Source organism: Arenibacter antarcticus (assembly GCF_041320605.1).
GTDB lineage: Bacteria > Bacteroidota > Bacteroidia > Flavobacteriales > Flavobacteriaceae > Arenibacter > Arenibacter antarcticus.
This window is the reverse complement of sequence record NZ_CP166679.1, coordinates 930,784-948,687: the sequence shown is the minus strand read 5'-3', so window position 1 is coordinate 948,687 and position 17,904 is coordinate 930,784. Positions and strand designations below refer to the sequence as shown.

Annotated in this window: 10 protein-coding genes; 9 read left to right on the top strand and 1 reads right to left on the bottom strand. The window is 39.6% G+C overall.

What is annotated here, in order from left to right; translation table 11 throughout:
* Window positions 1–2: 2 nt before the first annotated feature.
* From KCTC52924_RS03970 to KCTC52924_RS03935, 8 genes are all read left to right on the top strand, one after another.
* The gene (locus KCTC52924_RS03970) at window positions 3–1,484 is read left to right on the top strand and encodes a SusD/RagB family nutrient-binding outer membrane lipoprotein (RefSeq protein ID WP_251807087.1); all 1,482 of its coding nucleotides are present in this window, start codon (window positions 3–5) and stop codon (window positions 1,482–1,484) included.
* 266 nt (window positions 1,485–1,750) lie between these two features.
* Window positions 1,751–3,241, top strand: coding sequence for an amino acid permease (locus KCTC52924_RS03965; protein ID WP_251807088.1), 1,491 nt, complete (start codon window positions 1,751–1,753; stop codon window positions 3,239–3,241).
* A gap of 170 nt (window positions 3,242–3,411) precedes the next feature.
* The gene (locus KCTC52924_RS03960) at window positions 3,412–4,788 is read left to right on the top strand and encodes a glutamine synthetase family protein (RefSeq protein ID WP_251807089.1); all 1,377 of its coding nucleotides are present in this window, start codon (window positions 3,412–3,414) and stop codon (window positions 4,786–4,788) included.
* A gap of 5 nt (window positions 4,789–4,793) precedes the next feature.
* On the top strand, window positions 4,794–6,179 hold the full coding sequence (locus KCTC52924_RS03955; RefSeq protein WP_251807090.1) for an aldehyde dehydrogenase family protein: 1,386 nt from the start codon (window positions 4,794–4,796) through the stop codon (window positions 6,177–6,179).
* A gap of 39 nt (window positions 6,180–6,218) precedes the next feature.
* Entirely contained in the window at window positions 6,219–7,391 is a 1,173-nt protein-coding gene (locus KCTC52924_RS03950) for an iron-containing alcohol dehydrogenase (RefSeq protein ID WP_251807091.1), read from the top strand.
* A gap of 2 nt (window positions 7,392–7,393) precedes the next feature.
* Window positions 7,394–8,191 carry a type 1 glutamine amidotransferase gene (locus tag KCTC52924_RS03945; RefSeq protein WP_251807093.1) on the top strand — a complete coding sequence of 266 codons (798 nt, stop codon included), beginning with the start codon at window positions 7,394–7,396 and terminating at the stop codon, window positions 8,189–8,191.
* A gap of 332 nt (window positions 8,192–8,523) precedes the next feature.
* Complete coding sequence (locus KCTC52924_RS03940) at window positions 8,524–11,667, top strand: TonB-dependent receptor (RefSeq protein ID WP_251807094.1); 3,144 nt, start codon at window positions 8,524–8,526, stop codon at window positions 11,665–11,667.
* Between the two features lie 25 nt (window positions 11,668–11,692).
* Complete coding sequence (locus tag KCTC52924_RS03935; RefSeq protein WP_251807096.1) at window positions 11,693–13,234, top strand: RagB/SusD family nutrient uptake outer membrane protein; 1,542 nt, start codon at window positions 11,693–11,695, stop codon at window positions 13,232–13,234.
* 129 nt (window positions 13,235–13,363) lie between these two features.
* Here KCTC52924_RS03935 and KCTC52924_RS03930 read toward each other — a convergent pair whose 3' ends face one another.
* On the bottom strand, window positions 13,364–14,443 hold the full coding sequence (locus tag KCTC52924_RS03930) for an AraC family transcriptional regulator (protein WP_251807097.1): 1,080 nt from the start codon (window positions 14,441–14,443) through the stop codon (window positions 13,364–13,366).
* Window positions 14,444–14,999: 556 nt separating this feature from the next.
* Here KCTC52924_RS03930 and KCTC52924_RS03925 point away from each other — a divergent pair.
* A complete protein-coding gene (locus tag KCTC52924_RS03925) occupies window positions 15,000–17,546 on the top strand; it encodes a phosphoenolpyruvate carboxylase (protein WP_251807098.1) in 2,547 nt (848 codons plus the stop codon).
* The last annotated feature ends 358 nt before the right edge of the window (window positions 17,547–17,904 follow it).

Below are 17,904 nucleotides of genomic sequence, written 5' to 3'. Positions count from 1 at the left end.
AAATGAAAAAAATAGGAATTTTATTCAGCCTAACTGTATTGATGGCACTTACAGGATGTCAAGATCTTGCAGATTTAAACGAGAACCCCAATAATGTTAGTGAAACACATCCACAACTATTATTGACCAATATTGCAGCTAATGCTTTTAGCGTAAATGGTACAGGGTCCTTATATGCTACACGAATTTTGGTGCAAACCGATGGTGAAAACAGCAATCAAATTTATAGCTGGGACCGCGCTAGTTTTAATGATTATAATATGCTCGGGGAAGTTACTAAAATGATGCAGGAGGCAGAGCGGATTGAAAGTGATGAATACATAGCCTTGGCCAAATTTTTTAGAGCATATTACTTCTACAACCTTAGTCTTACATTTGGGGATATCCCTTATAGTGAAGCTCTTATGGGAGAAGTGGAAGAGAAATATCTGCCTAAGTACGATACCCAAAAGGAGATTTTTGTTGGAATCCTAAATGAGTTGTCAGAAGCCAATGATCTTTTGGAAGGCAATACAAACATTATCGCTGGAGATGTTATTTTTGGAGGTAATACGGCTAAATGGCAAAAACTTGTTAATTCTTTTAGGCTAAAAGTCCTTATGACCTTGTCTAAAAAAGAAGGGGATGCGGACTTGAACGTACAAAGTACCTTTGCCAGTATATACAATAGCCAGCCCATAATGGTTTCCAACGAGGACAATGGTCAGTTGGTCTTTCTAGATGAGGAAGGAAGTAGATATTCAGAATTTAACTCCAGTAGTTATGGGTCAGGAATGTATATGTCCTCTACCTTTATAGAAAGGTTACAGGATAGACAAGATCCACGATTATTTATTTATTGTGGACAGACTAAAAATGCCAAGGAAGCCGGACTCGAAATTGATGATTTCTCAGCCTATGAAGGCGGTGATCCTTTAGCGCCTTATGCTGAGGTAAATGACAAGGCTGCAGCAGGTGATGTCTCCAAAGTAAATTTGAGATATACGACAGATCCTACAACCGAGCCTCACAATTTAATGGGGTATTGGGAATTGGAGTTTGTATTGGCCGAAGCCTCCGTACGCGGATGGATAACCACTGATGCAAAGGAGCATTATGAAAATGGGGTAAAATCTTCATTTAGTTTTTATAACGATTTTGCTAAGAATTTTGAATCCTATGTAGAGCCTGCGGATGCGGATGCGTATCTTTTGGGAACTGAAGTTGCTTTCGATAATGCGCTTTCCACCGAGGTTAAGCTAGAGCTTATTTTAACCCAGAAGTATTTTACTTCCTTTTTGCAATCAGGATGGAGAGCTTATTTTGACCATTTAAGGACAGGATACCCCACCTTCTCTTATTTGCCAGGTGCTACTCCTCCTACCCGATGGATGTACCCAAATTCAGAGTATCTCAACAATACTGCAAACGTATCCGCAGCCATTGAAAGACAGTTTGGGACGGGGAATGATAATATTCGTGTAATACCATGGTGGTTGGAATAATTTCTGACACCATATAAATTTGAATACCTATAGGGAAACTAGGTCATAGGGAAATTTTAAGTGTCTATAGTGGATGTCACCATTAAGAATTAAAAGGACAATTACGTTTATGTAGAATTTAATAGATCATAGGGATCCTTTCCCTATGGTCTTTTGATTAAATTATATTTCTATTCCCAAAAATAAGAGGTGATATATTTCTTATTTCATAGAATATAAGCTTGAAATTTTAGATATACAACCAAACCAAAACCAAGTAAATAGTTATGAGTAAAGGAGTTAAGTATAAGAAAATGGATAAATCCTATTTTGAATCCAGGGAACTAAAGCGTCATGCTGGGGTCTGGTCGCTATGGGCCTTAGGAGTAGGGGCAGTTATTTCTGGGCATTTCTCCGGATGGAACCTGGGATTGGCCTCCGGCGGGTGGGGAGGTATGTTTGTCGCCGCTTGTATTGTAGCGGTAATGTACGTTGGTCTTACCCAGAGTGTTGCCGAGATGTCTCCCGCCCTGCCACATACTGGGGGAGCATATTCTTTTGCAAGATCGGCCATGGGACCCTGGGGTGGATTTTTCACAGGACTGGTAGAAAATTTGGAGTTTATCCTTACACCAGCCGTTATCGTTTTTTTTCTCAGTAACTATATGCAGGGAATCTTTGGTACTGACCCAGATATGCTGCCTTTTTGGTGGTTTGGATTCTATACTGTCTTTACCTTATTGAATATTGTAGGTGTAGAACTTTCTTTTCGATTTACCGTGGCCCTAACCTTACTGGCTCTGGGATGCTTGGTTGTATTTTGGGTGTCATCTATCGGTAGTGCCGATTTCACGACGTACGCGTTGGACATAAAAATGGGTGCCGATGGTAATGCCGAGCATTTACCAGGAGGAGGTGGCTCCTTATTCCCTATGGGATGGGAAGGAGCGCTCAAGGCTATGCCTTTTGCAGTATGGCTGTTTTTGGCTATTGAGCAATTGCCCTTAGCTGCCGAAGAATCTGTGGATCCCAAAAAAGATATGCCCAAGGGACTGACTTATGGGATTATCACGTTGATCATTTCAGCCTTTTTAATTATTTGGCTCAATGCCTCTATACCTTTGGGGTCTTTTGCCCTTTCTCAATCTGGAGAACCCTTATTGGACGGATTTAAAGTACTGTATGGGGATAATATAGCTAAGCTCTTGGCCTTGGTCGCATCAATTGGCCTATTGGCATCTTTCCATACTATAATTTTTGCTTTTGGTAGACAAATCTATTCCTTGTCCAGGGCAGGATATTTTCCGGTAATGCTATCCTTGACACATAGTAAAAGAAAAACACCCTATACCGCTTTGATTCTGGGCTCGTTAATTGGATTTGTGGTTTTAATGGTCACTAAATTTCTGGCCGGTAATGAAAGCGAGGTTTTTATTGGAGGTGCTTTGCTTAACATTGCGGTCTTTAGCGCCATGTTATCCTATATTCTTCAGTGTGGTTCCTTTTTGTTATTAAGGAAGAATAAGCCAGATCTGGAAAGACCTTATGTTAGCCCATTTGGGAAATTCGGCGCCTGGACCACTATTTTTCTCGCCAGTCTAATCATTTATTTTCAACTGCAAGATCAATCTTATAGAACTGCCGTTTTTATATCCATGGCTTATTTGGTAATAGGCTTGGTTTACTTTGGGATTAAAGGTAGGCACCGATTGATACTCTCTCCTGAGGAAGAATTTGCCTTAGAACACGAAACTAAAAAGTCATTGGTAATTAAATAAGTTTTGTGACGTTAATTGGACATAAATAAATAATTTTATAGAAGAGGTGGGATTAGAATATGTATTCGCAAATGCTCATAAACTACTTATAAATATACAAGGGAGAGAGGTTAACAACTGTTCCTGATAGGTATAGAACCACCTTTTTAAAACCAACTAAATACAACCAGATGCATAAGGATGAACATAAAATGACCATAGAATCGGTTAAAAGTTATATTAAAGAACATCAAATTGAAAATATAAAGTTGGCCGTTGTCGATGTTGATGGCGTTCTCCGAGGGAAATACGTACATTCAAAAAAGTTTCTTTCCGCATTGGATAAGGGATTTGGATTTTGCAGTGTTGTCTTTGGTTGGGATTCCAATGATGTTTTATATAAGAATGATTCCTTTACCGGTTGGGCAGATGGCTTTACAGATGCAAAAGCTACAATAGATGCGTCCAGTATGAGGATTTTACCGACGGAAGATTACAAGTCCGTCATTTTGTTAGTAGATTTTTCGGAGAGCAAAGCCGCCAGTGTTTGTCCTAGATCCATACTTCGTAAAACCTTGGATAGATTGGAGAAGATTGGATTTAAGGCCAGTGCATCCTTTGAGTTTGAATTTTTCTTATTCACTGAAACCCCGAAATCCATTCGCGATAAAAATTACCATAATTTGGAACCTATGACGCCTGGAAATTTTGGATATTCCATATTGCGGAGTTCTACCCACGCCAATTATTATCATGAAATAATGGAGCTTTCCCAACAGATGGGTATGCCTTTGGAAGGACTCCATACCGAGACGGGTGCGGGGGTGCTTGAAGGTGCACTTGAATATTCCGAAGCGTTAAGGGCAGCTGATAATGGTGCTTTGTTTAAAAACTTTGTGAAGGTTTGGGCACAGCAACATAATTTAATGGCCTGTTTCATGGCCAAGTGGTCTTCAAATTATCCAGGGCAATCTGGACACATCCATATTTCATTGCAAAATAGGGACGGCTCATCTGCATTTTATGATGATAGTAAGTCCGAAGGCATCTCCGATGTTATGCGATGGTTTATTGGGGGACAACAAAAATTAATGCCCGAATTATTGGCCATGGTGGCCTCTACATGCAATAGTTATACGCGTCTTATTCCAGGTTTTTGGGCTCCTACAGCTGCTTCCTGGGGTATGGACAATAGAACATGTGCCCTTAGGGCCATCACGGGATCGGAAAAATGCCAAAGAGTGGAATATAGGGTGTCTGCCGCTGATATTAATCCATACTTGGCACTTGCTGCTGCTATTGGTTCTGGCTTGTGGGGCATAGAGCATAAAATAGAACCTACCAAGGCGGTAAAAGGAAACGCCTACGATGTAGATTTCTCTCAGGAGCTTCAGTTGCCTAGGACCTTATCCCATGCTGCCGAAAAACTTAAGAATTCTAAAATTGCTCGAGACTTGTTTGGCGATATGTTTGTAGATCATTATTCCTATACCCGACTTTGGGAAGATCAACAGCAGCTTGGAGCTATAACAGACTGGCAATTAAAACGTTATTTCGAAATAATATAAAAAAAATGATACATACTATATCACCGATAGACGGATCTATCTATTATACAGCCGAGGAACATGGTCCTAAAGATATTGAGCAGGCGTTAAATTTGGCCGAAAGTGCTTTTCCTATATGGGCCGATCTATCTATTGCTGAACGTGCAACGTATATAACATTGTTCGTTGATGCCATTGTTCAGGACAAAAATGATATTGCTCTTGAAATAACCTGGCAAATGGGGAGGCCCTTGGGGCAATCCCCCGGAGAAATAAAGGGCTTTGCGGACCGAGCTCATTATATGATAAAAGTGGCGGAAGAAGCTTTAAGCGACTATAGGTTAATTGATAAAGACAATCCAGATAAAAGATGGGTAGAGCGTGTTCCAATCGGCGTCGTGAGTGTGTTGAGCCCTTGGAACTATCCTTTTTTGACCTCTGTAAATGCAATTGTCCCAGCTTTAATGGCGGGGAATGTGGTGATTTTAAAACATTCATTCCAAACTCCTTTAGTGGCGGAAAGATATGCTGAAGCCGCAGCCAAGGCCGGATTGCCAAAAGGAGTTTTTCAAATAGTGCACTTGAACCATAAAAATACGGCTCAATTAGTTGGCGATGGTAGAATTAAGGGGGTATACTTTACGGGTTCTGTGAAAGGTGGAATAGCAATTCAAAATTCATTATTGAACAAATTTATTCCCTGTGGTCTGGAACTGGGTGGAAAAGATCCTGCTTATGTAATGGCCGATGCCAATGTAGAACATAGTGTAGAAAATTTGGTGGACGGAGCATTCTTTAATAGTGGTCAATCTTGTTGTGGAATAGAAAGGATTTATGTGCACGAGTCCCTTTACGATAAGTTTGTGGATGGATTTGTAGCCGCTACAAAACAGTACAAGTTAGGGAATCCTTTGCACGCGGAAACCAATCTGGGGCCAATGGTAAAGACCGATGCTGCCAATTACGTAAGAAAACAAATAGCGCAGGCAATGGCTAAAGGTGCAAAGTCGTTGGTACCCGAATCTTTGTTCGCGGCATCTAAAAAAGACAGTCCCTATTTGTCCCCTCATGTACTGGTGAATGTAGATCATAGCATGGAAGTAATGACCGAGGAAAGCTTTGGACCAGTGGTAGGGATAATGAAGGTTAAGAACGATGAGGAAGCAATACGATTAATGAATGATTCCCAATACGGACTTACCGCTTCTTTATGGGGCACCGACATGGATAGGGCTATTAGTTTGGGAAAGAAAATTGAAACAGGTACTGTGTTTATGAACCGCTGCGATTATTTGGACCCAGCCTTAGCATGGACAGGGGTTAAAAATTCTGGCTCTGGCGTTACCTTATCAAAAATGGGCTACGACCATGTTACTCGGGTAAAGTCATTTAATTTTCGAAAAGGGGAATAAAATTTATAAATCAATTTATTGAATTAAAAATAAGAAGTAATGCAGTTAGCAAATACAAATTGGAATTATCCTACCACAATCTGGTTTGGAAATGGTAGGATAAATGAAATAGCACAGGCATGCCAAAAACTGGGAATCAAAAATCCTTTATTTGTGACCGATGATGGTCTGGTGAAATTGGATATAGTAGAAAAAACTATAAACATATTAAAAAAGGAAGGGTTTAGTTTTACGGTATACAGTGATGTACAAGGAAATCCTACCGAAAAAAATGTGGTAAATGGAGTGGCCCACTACATAAAGAATAATCATGATGGGGTCATTGCTTTTGGGGGTGGTTCTGCTATTGATGCCGCCAAGACAATCGCTTTTATGTCTGGACAGACAAGGTCTCTTTGGGATTTTGAAGATGTGGGCGACAATTGGAGTTATGCCGACCTCTCCGGAATTGCTCCCATTATAGCGGTCCCAACTACTGCCGGGACAGGTTCTGAGGTGGGTAGGGCATCGGTGATTTTGGATGAAAAATTACACACTAAAAAGATCATTTTTCATCCTAAAATGTTGCCGGGAATAGTGATATCCGATCCCGAATTGACCTTGGACCTGCCTTCACACATCACCGCCTGGACAGGGGTAGATGCTATGGTACATGCTATTGAGGCCTATTGTGCTCCGGGATATCATCCAATGGCGGAAGGTATTGCTATTGAAGCCATCCGTATAATTGCCAACTATTTGCCGATTGCAGTGAAGGACGGAAACAACCTAGAGGCTCGTGGACAAATGCTGGTAGCTGCCTCTATGGGAGCAACGGCCTTTCAAAAAGGACTGGGTTCCGTGCATTCCGTGGCCCATCAATTGGGAGCCATTTACAATAAACAACACGGCTTGCTCAATGCCATCATATTGCCATATGCCTTAAAACAGAATAAGGCGGTTATAGAGGATAAAATGGTGCATTTAAGCAAAGTGCTGGGATTGGAAAAGTGGGGTACAGATGCAATTATCAACTATATAATCAGTCTGAGAAAAGAACTGAATATTCCACATACACTTAAAGAAATCGACATTAATGCTGATAATGCTATTGAAATTGGGGAGATGGCCTATAAAGACCCGTCCACTCCTTCCAATGCTAAGCCAGTAAATGCAAAGGATCTGGAACAGCTTTTTAGGGCTGCGGTATCAGGAAATCTAAATGGATTGTAAGCGTGAAACTATTAATAGTAGAAGGGAATAACGAACAAACACGCCTGCAAAGGGAAGCCTTTGGGATAAGGCCCTATCATCTGATCTTTCAGGAAATGCTAAAGGTTTTGGTTCCTAGGGCGCAGACAGATTTTGCTTTTCCAGCAGATGTGGCAAGTGAATTGCCCACGATATCACAATTGGAAAAATATGATGGTGTGCTGTGGACTGGCAGCTCTCTTAGTGTTTTAGATGATATTCCAGATGTTCAACGGCAATTGAATTTTGCCGATGAGGTTTTTAAAAGCGGCGTACCCTTTTACGGTAGTTGTTGGGGCATGCAGATAGCCACGGTTGTCGCTGGGGGCAAAGTGGCGTTGAGCAAGAAGGGTTTGGAGTTTGGAGTCTCCAAGCCAATAGAAATCACCCCTATTGGAAGGAAAAGTCCATTTTTATCGCACCGTAAGAAGCCGTACTCGGCCCTTTGTATCCATTATGATGAAGTGGCACAAGTACCTGAGAATGCCCTTATTTTGGCTAGTAATTCCCATTCGAAGGTGCAGGCCATGAGCTTCGACTTTAAAAAGGGATCGTTTTTTGGAGTGCAATACCATCCTGAATTTAATACTTCGGAAATGGCGCTGATCGCTACCTTTCTATCCCAAAAATTAATCGATAGTAAGGCTTTTGGATCTATGGAAGACGTTCAGGAATTTTGTTTACTACTGAGAGAGCAGAATGGAATACCAAAAGAAATTATCGATTATCAACTCCATACTCAAGAAATTATGGCTTGGTTGAAGCATTATTTATCAAAATAGTAAAAATGGCGCTGAACAACGGTTTGGGATACCCCAATGGATAGCTGTTTATTTTTTCACTGAAAATCACTTTAAATTCTTTATTTATATTTCTGAAACCTTATTCATGGAGTGATTATGACTATCATCTACCCTAATAGGTTGTTTATTTCTGTTAACCTAACAAGAACCCTAAAATTCATGAATTTTAGGGTTCTTTTCGTTAGAAGCTAGTGCTGTTTATTTTCGTTGGGATACATTTAATACTTCGTGTAACAGGTATTCTAAGAGCCTTGTTTTAATTTTTGGCTTTTAGCGCCATACATTAATTAACCAACTAAATTCAACTCTTTATGAAGATTAAACTAGGTAAATGCCTTTTGCTTGTTGGAGCATTTTTATGTTTTGGGATGGCAGCGGCACAAACGGTTACTGGAAGTGTTTCGGACCAATCCGAAGCCTTGCCAGGGGCGAATGTATTGGTAAAAGGAACGACCAATGGGACCCAAACAGATTTTGATGGTAATTATAGCTTGGACAATGTTAATAGCAATGCGGTATTAGTTTTTAGTTATATAGGGTATAAAACGTTAGAACTACCTGTTAATGGACAATCTACCATAAATGCGGTAATGGAAGTGGATGCTAGTGAATTGGATGAGGTAGTACTGATCGGGTACGGTAGTCAGCGGAAATCCGATCTTACGGGAGCCGTTGGTCAGGTAGGAGCAGAACAGTTGCAGGAGCGTCCGGCTACCTCCCTTAATGAAGCATTGTCCGGGAAGATTGCAGGGGTACAGGTAAACACCAATTCGGGTCGTCCGGGTGGTAAGTCGAATATTAGGGTTAGAGGGTTTAGTTCTATAAACTCTTCAAACAACCCGCTATATGTCATAGATGGAGTGCAGCTACCACAAGGTAATCAGGCTCAGTTTAGTTCAGCTATAGATTATTTAAATCCTAATGATGTAGTATCTATAGAAGTGTTGAAGGATGCTTCCTCAACGGCTATATATGGTGCACGTGGTGCTAACGGTGTTATACTTGTGACCACTAAAAGAGGTCGCGCAGGACAGGGTAGGGTTACTTACGATGTGGATTATAGCGTAAATCAATATGGTCCTAATAGGGCGAAGGCTTTAAATTCCGAACAGTATGCCATGATAGAACAACTTTCTTGGGAGAATACACAAAAATTTGACCCTGACGGATGGGCCGCTGGGGAATATGCCCAATACGAGCCTCGACTAAAAAGAGCTAATCCCAATGTGGCTTATCTGTTCGATAGTAATGGTAAGGCAATCTATGATACCGATTGGTCTAAGGAAGTAGTGCAACATAAATTATCGCAAAACCATCAATTGGGTTTCTCAGGGGGTAATGAAAGAACAACCTATGCCATCTCACTTGGAATTAGAGATGACCAAGGTCTTTTCAAAAATACCTACCTGAAGCGTTATTCAGGAAGGTTTTCTATTGATGATCAGATTAAGACTTGGTTAAAAATCGGAGGTTCTCTAAGCTATAATAACCAGACAGAGAATTTGGCAGATACCAATGACCAAGTACCACGTAGAATGGTTGAGGATTATCCGTTTTACCCTGTTAAGCATACAGGAGGACCATTGGAAGGGTTGTATGCCAATAACAGGGACTATCCCTTTGCGGAGGGTACCCGTAATTCGGTGAACTGGCTTGTTAATAATGAATACATTTTAAATACTCAAACAACGGCTGGAAGTTTTTATACCAATCTTAACTTTACGAAAGAATTGGAAATGAGAACGGTTATTGGGACCAATATACTTACCCAGGAAAACAATGAATTCCGAAATAGTGTTCTAGATAATAATGCGGTAGCCAGAGCACAATCAAGTAACGAAAAGCAAACCTTCTGGTCCATTGAAAACTACTTGACCTATACAAAGAAAATCAATGATAACAATTCATTGACCGCCTTGCTAGGTTTATCTTGGCAACAGTCCAATCAATTCTTTGTCAACGCAGATTCTAGAAATTTCCCTACTGATTTTTTTAAATTCAACAACTTAGGGGCAGGATCAGATAATATAGCGGTACAATCTTTTGCAGACAGGGAAGCCTTAAATTCTTATTTTGGAAGGGTGAACTATAACCTTATGGGCAAGTACCTGTTCACCGTGACGGGTAGGGCCGATGGTTCTTCGAAATTTGGAGACAACAATAAATTTTCCTTTTTCCCATCCGCAGCTGTTGCATGGAGGATTTCGGATGAGGATTTTCTTGTGGATAACGATCTGATTTCCAACCTAAAACTTAGAACAAGTTATGGGGTTACAGGTAACTCCGAAATTCCACCCTATTCTTCCTTATCACTATTGAGTTCCAATTATGCTGCCATTTGGGGCGATAACCGAGTGGGTGGAACTGGGTTAAACCGTTTGGCAAATCCGGATTTGAAATGGGAAAAGACCGCGCAGTACGATGTTGGTTTAGAATTAGGCCTCTTCGATAATAGAATTAGCTTGGAAGCTGATTATTACTACAGGAAAACTACCGATATGCTCTTGGATGCCCCTGTACCACAATCAAGTGGGTATGCCACCATAAGACGGAATGTTGGTTCCATGGAGAACAAGGGTCTTGAACTTGGGTTGTCTACCAAAAACATAGTAACCCCTGATCTAACCTGGACTTCCTCATTCAACATATCCATGAATAGGAACAAGGTGCTTTCCTTGGCCACACCCTCCGATATCTTTGGTGTAGGTGGTCCTGGAATAACTAACGAAACCAGTATTATTAGGGTAGGTGAACCAGTAGGTGCTTTCTGGGGCCTTACCCGTTTGGGAACTTGGGGTACCGACGAAGCTGCAGAAGCTGCAAAATTTAGGAGTTATAGAAACGGACTCACCATCTTACCAGGTGATATAAAATACAAGGATTTCAATGGGGATTATATCATTAATGATGAGGATAGGTCCATTATAGGTAATGGCTACCCAACAGCTTGGGGGTCGTTTACAAATTACGTTTCCTATAAAAATATAGATCTCACCTTGGAACTTCAATATTCTTGGGGTAACGATGTAATGGATATGAACCTTCACTCAAGTGAGGACAGACAAGCGCTAGCCAATAGTTATACTACGGTATTAAATGCTTGGACTCCGGACAATCAGAATACAATGATCGCCCAGGTTAGGGATACCCGTGCAGGTTATGTAACCAATGTGGATTCTCATTGGGTAAAGGATGGCTCATTTGTCCGTGGTAAGAACATTATGCTAGGATATACTTTCAGTCAAGCGTTAGTAGATCGTATTCATTTAAATAGATTGAGACTGTACGCTTCGGCACAGAATTTCTTTTTGTTGGTGAACGACGAGCTTCTCGGTGATCCAGAGGTGACCCCCATTCGTGGTGGTGAGGGCAATAATGTATTCTCACAAGGGATGAAGTGGCATGAATATCCTAAATCGACAACATTCGTAATTGGTTTGCAAGTCGGTCTGTAATTAATAAAATTTAAAATAAGATACTATGAAATTTGATATAACAAAACACATTGGAAAGTTTTGCCTCTGTTCGCTAATGTTGTTAACAACAGCGGGTTGTTCCGATTTTCTGGATGAATCCGACCCGTCCAACCTTACGCCCGACAGCTTTTATACTACAGCCAAACATGCTGAATCGGCTATAGCTGCGGTATATGCAGATGCTAGGTTCGTAGGAGATGGCGCAGGTATTTTCTCGTCCAACTGGCAATTGTTAGAAGCAGTTACTGGAACTTCTACCACTCAAACGGCACAGAATTCAGATTTAAACAACTTGTATTCCTTATCCTATGATGCAAATACGCTACATATCAGAAATTGGTGGCGTGGGGCATACAAGGTGATAGCCAATGCCAATCTGGTACTTGAAAACGTACCTGGTATTGAAATGGAAGCGGCACAAAAGAACAAAGTATTGGGAGAAGCACGGTTTTTTAGGGCTTGGGCTTATTTTTACGTCGTTAGACTTTGGGGTGATGTTCCTTTGATTACCCTGCCTCAAAGTGCTAATTCCGAAGATTTTAATCCTACTCGTAGCCCCCAGAAAGCAGTTTATGATCAAATTGTAGCCGATTTGGTGGAGGCCGAAGGTGCTGGGTTACCATGGACTGATGAGAGTGGTAGGGTGTCCCAAGCTGCTGTTAAGTCCTTATTGGCCAAAGTATATCTTACCATGGCCGGAAATCCACTTAATGAAACCGCACGCTATGCGGATGCAGCTAGTAAAGCTAAAGAGGTGATAGACAATGCGGGCCCTATAGATCTTTTTAATACCTATGGTAAAATTCATGATGAAAGCTTGGGGAATAAGGTAGAGCATGTCTTTAGTCTTCAATATAATGATGAAGTGTCTGGAAACCCTATGGGAAACATGTTTCCTAATTTCCAACCGGTAACTTATCGCGGACCATCTGGAACAGGAAGTACAGTGCCCGAAATTGAATTTTATAACTCCTACGAGGCCGGCGACCTTAGGGCAGTAGACCGTGAAGGATGGTTTTATACCAGTTACTATACCAATGGGGATGGTGTGTTGTTCGACTTAGGAGCCCCTTTTATCTTTAAACATTTTAATGTGACGGCAAACGGTACTTTAGGTGTACCTGGAACGGCTAAAGACAACCTAAATATGCCCATCATTCGCTTTGCCGAAGTATTATTGCTATACGCTGAGGCCTCCAACGAAGCCACAGGACCCAATCAGGCCGCTGTAGATGCACTGACTCGGATAAGAGATCGCGCACAGTTGACTACCCCTGCCTTGGGGGCATTTACCCAAGCATCATTGCGGGAAGCTATTTGGAAAGAAAGATGGCATGAACTCAGCTATGAACAGATAACATGGTTCGATATGATTCGTATCAGAAAAGTACTGAACAGTACCACAGGCGGGTTCGATGATTTTGTTGGGCATATAAACCTAAGCTCCGATCAGGCGCTGCAAGAGAAGCATTTATTATTTCCACTACCAGAACAGGAAATGATTAACAATCCAAATTTAACACCACAAAATCCAGGGTATAATTAAAAAAGCCATTTCTTAAATAAAGAAGCTTTTTAGAGGTATTGAACAATTTAGTTTGGTTGATTATTTTTACAGTTGTTTAGAATGCAGTGTTTGTAAACGGGATACTGCATTCTATTTCTAAAAGAAAATTCACCTATGATTCTCCTTTAATTGAAGGGAATTGTTCAGTTCGTTTATGAATTTGGAAGGAAGAATACCCATTCTCTTTTTAAATGCCGCATTAAAAGTATTCAGATTATTATAACCTAAGGATACGGCGATATAACTTAATTTACTGTTCCTGTATTCTTCGTCCTTGAGTAATTTGGGCAAAAGGTGGTTTATTCGCAACTCATTGATATAGTTGTTGAAATTCAATTTTTTTTCCTGATTGATCACCTGTGAGAGGTATTTGGGATTGGTTTTTAATTGTTCCGATAACAAGTGTAAACTGCAATTGGGATCTATGAAAAATGTTTCTTTTTCCAATTTCTCCAGTTTAGTCATAATTATATCCTTAACATCCTCGTCTATTAGGGTTTGAGTTTTATGTAAATTGGGGTCGGTGCCATTGGTATTCCTATTGTTTTCGGTTTTTGGATAACTAGAAATATGTTTTTGCATTATTAATTGAACTTTGGCAAGTTCAATGGTGCGCATAATCAATAAATTGTTTTTGTGCCGTACCTTAAGATAAGAATAAACGGCGAGGTTGCTTATGATAAACAAAAGGACGAGCACTATGATAATGGAATTCAATTTGTCGTTTTGAGCCTCGTTTTTCAATTCTAGGATTTTTTTTTCCTGGATAATTTCCTTAATGTTTTTTTTGGTTTCTAAAAGCAGAATTTTTTGTTCCGTCTCTTTAGTGAAACGGGAGTCGCTCATGGTCTTGTTTAAGGCACTATATTCATCAGCTTTGGGCTGTTGGTGTTTGCTAGAATATAGGTCGCTCAGGAGGGGGCTATTGTGTTTATTAAGATCGAAAGCTTTAATTTCTTTAGCAGCTTCGATGCTCCTTCCATAATTAAGTAGTGCATTTGTAGTATCCTTCATTTTTAAACGCAACTCGGACTTTAAGGTGAATGCAGGCGGTATCTGGAATAGATATTTGTTTTTATAGATCATTTCCGAGGCATTAATAGAATCCATTTGAGATTGCGGTGCCCGTATAAAGGCACTGCAAAGAAAAATGGTAAGTAGCAAGGTTATTTTTGATAAGGTATGCATGCCTGGATTTATTTAGGTGCTCCTAGGATTATTTGTCTGATAGTAAATACGAGGTGGGGATAACAAGTAGTTGTCGGAATACTAAAATAAAATATCCTTTAACACTTTAGGAAGGAAAAGAAATTCCTCTTTTAAAAATAGTAAGATAGTGATAATAATGTGGTTAAGGCGATAATTCTTATGCAAAGGTTTGCATTTTAAGGTTTAGATTGGAATTGAGAAATTGTTGTAGGTGCAGAATTTTTGCCAACCTTACTATATTCCTAAATTTCAAAGCGCCTTTTCCAAGCGGAGAAGGCGCTATTACGAGAACACTTTAGAAAAATGAAAAAATCGCTTTTGTGTTATAAGGGTCAATCTAAGTTGAGCGATGGTGTTTTTAAAATTTATATTGGGAATCGGGTTAATTTTAAAGCATCCCTTATTAAATTTGTTGTTTAGATAACAATTGGCACATATTGAATAAAAATATGCCGATATTTATTTTTTTAAAATTGATTTGGTCATCATTGCACAAATTTGGACCATAGAAATACAATAATACTTAAGGATACATATGCATCAATCGGAAAGATTAGAGGAGTTTAAAAAATCGGTCAACAATAAATTCAATATTTACAATAGCCTATTTCTTAATTTACCCTATCAGAATATAGAAAATGTGGGAATGTTGATTCCCTTATTGCTAGATCAGGCGGATCGTGGATTAAAATCTGGAAAGAATCCAGAGGAGATTTTGGATACGTTTTTTCAGAAATATGCCAACCTTGGTTCTGAGCGGGAAAGGATAGATTTTATGTTCCGCATCATACAGTACGTGGAAAGGCAGGTAGTATTGTACGACAGTGTAGAGGATGCCGCTTTCCCTGAACTGCAGAAGCACAGTAATTCCCTTACTATTAGGGATTATTTTCAGTTGGTGGACAAGAATAAAAAATGGGAGAAGGTGTCGGAAAAATTATCCACCTTTAGTGCCCGTATCGTATTAACTGCACACCCCACGCAGTTCTATACCCCTGCGGTCTTGGATATTATTAGCAATCTTAGGAGCTTAATTTTAGATAACAAAATTAACGATATAGACCTTGTTCTGCAGCAATTGGGACTTACTTCTTTGATAAATGCCAAGAAACCGACCCCTTTAGATGAGGCGAAAAATATTATATATTTCCTTAGGAATGTATATTACGAAGCTATTGGTAACCTTTATGCCTATATCAAGGAGAATATTGGGGATGTGGAATTTAACAACCATAATATAATGAAATTGGGCTTTTGGCCCGGTGGGGATAGGGACGGTAACCCTTTTGTTACTTCTAGTATCACCAAGGATGTGGCCAACGAACTGCGAACCACCCTAATGAAATGCTATTACCACGATCTAAAGAATTTACAGCAAAAACTAACTTTTAGGGAGCTTCAGGACGAACTTGGCCTTTTAAGAGATCGGCTGTACAAGACCATGTTCCATGCCGATAAGTATTTGGAATATGATGAAATTTTAGCCCCCTTGCAAAAGGTGAGAACCATTTTGGTGGAGAAATACCATAATCTGTACCTTAAGGATCTAGATCATATGATCGACAAGGTGAAAATATTTAAAACGCATTTTGCAACTTTGGATATTAGGCAAGATCATAGCGTGCATTATCAAGTAGTAGAGACGATATTAAAGGCTAACGGAGTTATTCGTGAAAATTTAGAGGAACTAACTAAAGAGGCATTAATAGATGTTCTTCTAAATAAAGATATAGACCTACAACAGCAAGATTTTGAATTGGATATTGTTCAGGAAACCATCCAGAACATCCTTCAATTAAGGTCTATACAGGAAAAAAATGGAGAGGAAGGCTGTAACCGCTATGTAATTAGTAATTCGGAAGATGTGTTCTCTGTTCTCTTTGTATTTGGACTATTTAGATGGTGTGGTTGGGACGCTAAGAAAATAACCTTTGATATTATCCCACTTTTCGAGACCATGAAGGGAATGGAAAGTTCAGGTGAAACCATGGAGGAATTATTCAATATTCCCTTGTACCGTGCTCATGTGGATCAGCGCAAACTAAAACAGACCATAATGCTCGGTTTTTCTGATGGTACCAAGGACGGTGGATATGTTAAGGCAAATTGGGAGATCTTTAAAACCAAAGAGAAATTGTCTACAATTTGTGAAGAAAGAAACATTAAAGCGATATTCTTTGATGGTAGAGGAGGTCCACCAGCAAGAGGTGGTGGAAAAACACATCGTTTTTATGCGGCACAGACAAAAGAAATTGCCAATAACGAGATTCAGCTTACCATTCAGGGGCAGACCATAACCAGTACTTATGGCACCAAAGAACAGTTCATACACAATTGTGAGCAATTACTTACAGCAGGACTCTCCAATAACCTTTTTGGGGAGGAGAATGTTATATCAACAGCGTCTAGGGAATTGTTGGAGCAGTTATCGGATCTTAGTTTTGAAAAGTACGATGCGCTCAAAAACCATGACAAGTTTATTTCTTATTTAGAGAATAAGAGTACTTTAAAATATTATCAAAAAGCAAATATTGGAAGTAGACCAGGGAAACGCGGTCACAAGAAAAAGTTAGAGCTTTCAGATTTAAGGGCAATCTCTTTTGTTGGGTCGTGGAGCCAGTTAAAACAAAACGTTCCAGGATACTTTGGTATTGGAACGGCCATAAAAACGATAAAGGACCAGGGCAAATTAGAAGATCTAAAGCAATTGTTTCAGGATGTGCCCTTGTTTAGGGCCCTAATGATGAATAGCATGATGTCATTGGCAAAATGCTATTTTGAATTGACCAGTTATATGAAAGATGATAAGGAGTACGGGGAGTTTTGGACGATCCTCTACGAGGAATACTTGCTTTCCAAGGAAATGCTATTGCTTATTTCTGACTCCAAAATTCTAATGGAAAAGGAACCCATCTCTAGAGAATCGGTAAAAATTAGGGAAAATATTGTGCTGCCATTGTTGGTCATACAACAATATGCCCTTCAGAAAATGAGCAAGGATTCAGAATTTAATGATCTGTATGAAAAGATAGTGATCAGGTCCTTATACGGTAATATTAACGCAAGTCGAAATTCGGCATAACTATCGGTTGTATTACATTGTAAATTACTTTTAATAAAGGCTCCAGAAATTTCATTTTGGAGCCTTTATTTGTTTTTCAACAGGTTTGTCTCTATAACTCAGGCGAAGGGCCATATGTAATATAAATTCATCTTCATGGTGTGGAGAAGCTATTTTTCTGATTTATAAAGATATTTTGTCTAAATATAGTTATCCCTTTTAATGGTGTCGATATTATGATTGCCAATATTTGATGGAGCTCAACGATTAAATATAACTGGTTGTCGATAAGGATAACTAAAGGTATACTGGATTATTATAATTGAAACTATTTTGATTAAAATTCAATATATTTATGAACATAGGTTTATTTTTATGA

Bases quoted from the DNA above. Each gene is read 5' to 3' on its own strand.
- KCTC52924_RS03935 (WP_251807096.1), top strand. From the start codon at position 11,693: ATGAAATTTGATATAACAAAACACATTGGAAAGTTTTGCCTCTGTTCG.
- KCTC52924_RS03960 (WP_251807089.1), top strand. From the start codon at position 3,412: ATGCATAAGGATGAACATAAAATGACCATAGAATCGGTTAAAAGTTAT.
- KCTC52924_RS03970 (WP_251807087.1), top strand. From the start codon at position 3: ATGAAAAAAATAGGAATTTTATTCAGCCTAACTGTATTGATGGCACTT.
- KCTC52924_RS03955 (WP_251807090.1), top strand. From the start codon at position 4,794: ATGATACATACTATATCACCGATAGACGGATCTATCTATTATACAGCC.
- KCTC52924_RS03950 (WP_251807091.1), top strand. From the start codon at position 6,219: ATGCAGTTAGCAAATACAAATTGGAATTATCCTACCACAATCTGGTTT.
- KCTC52924_RS03925 (WP_251807098.1), top strand. From the start codon at position 15,000: ATGCATCAATCGGAAAGATTAGAGGAGTTTAAAAAATCGGTCAACAAT.
- KCTC52924_RS03930 (WP_251807097.1), bottom strand. From the start codon at position 14,443: ATGCATACCTTATCAAAAATAACCTTGCTACTTACCATTTTTCTTTGC.
- KCTC52924_RS03940 (WP_251807094.1), top strand. From the start codon at position 8,524: ATGAAGATTAAACTAGGTAAATGCCTTTTGCTTGTTGGAGCATTTTTA.
- KCTC52924_RS03965 (WP_251807088.1), top strand. From the start codon at position 1,751: ATGAGTAAAGGAGTTAAGTATAAGAAAATGGATAAATCCTATTTTGAA.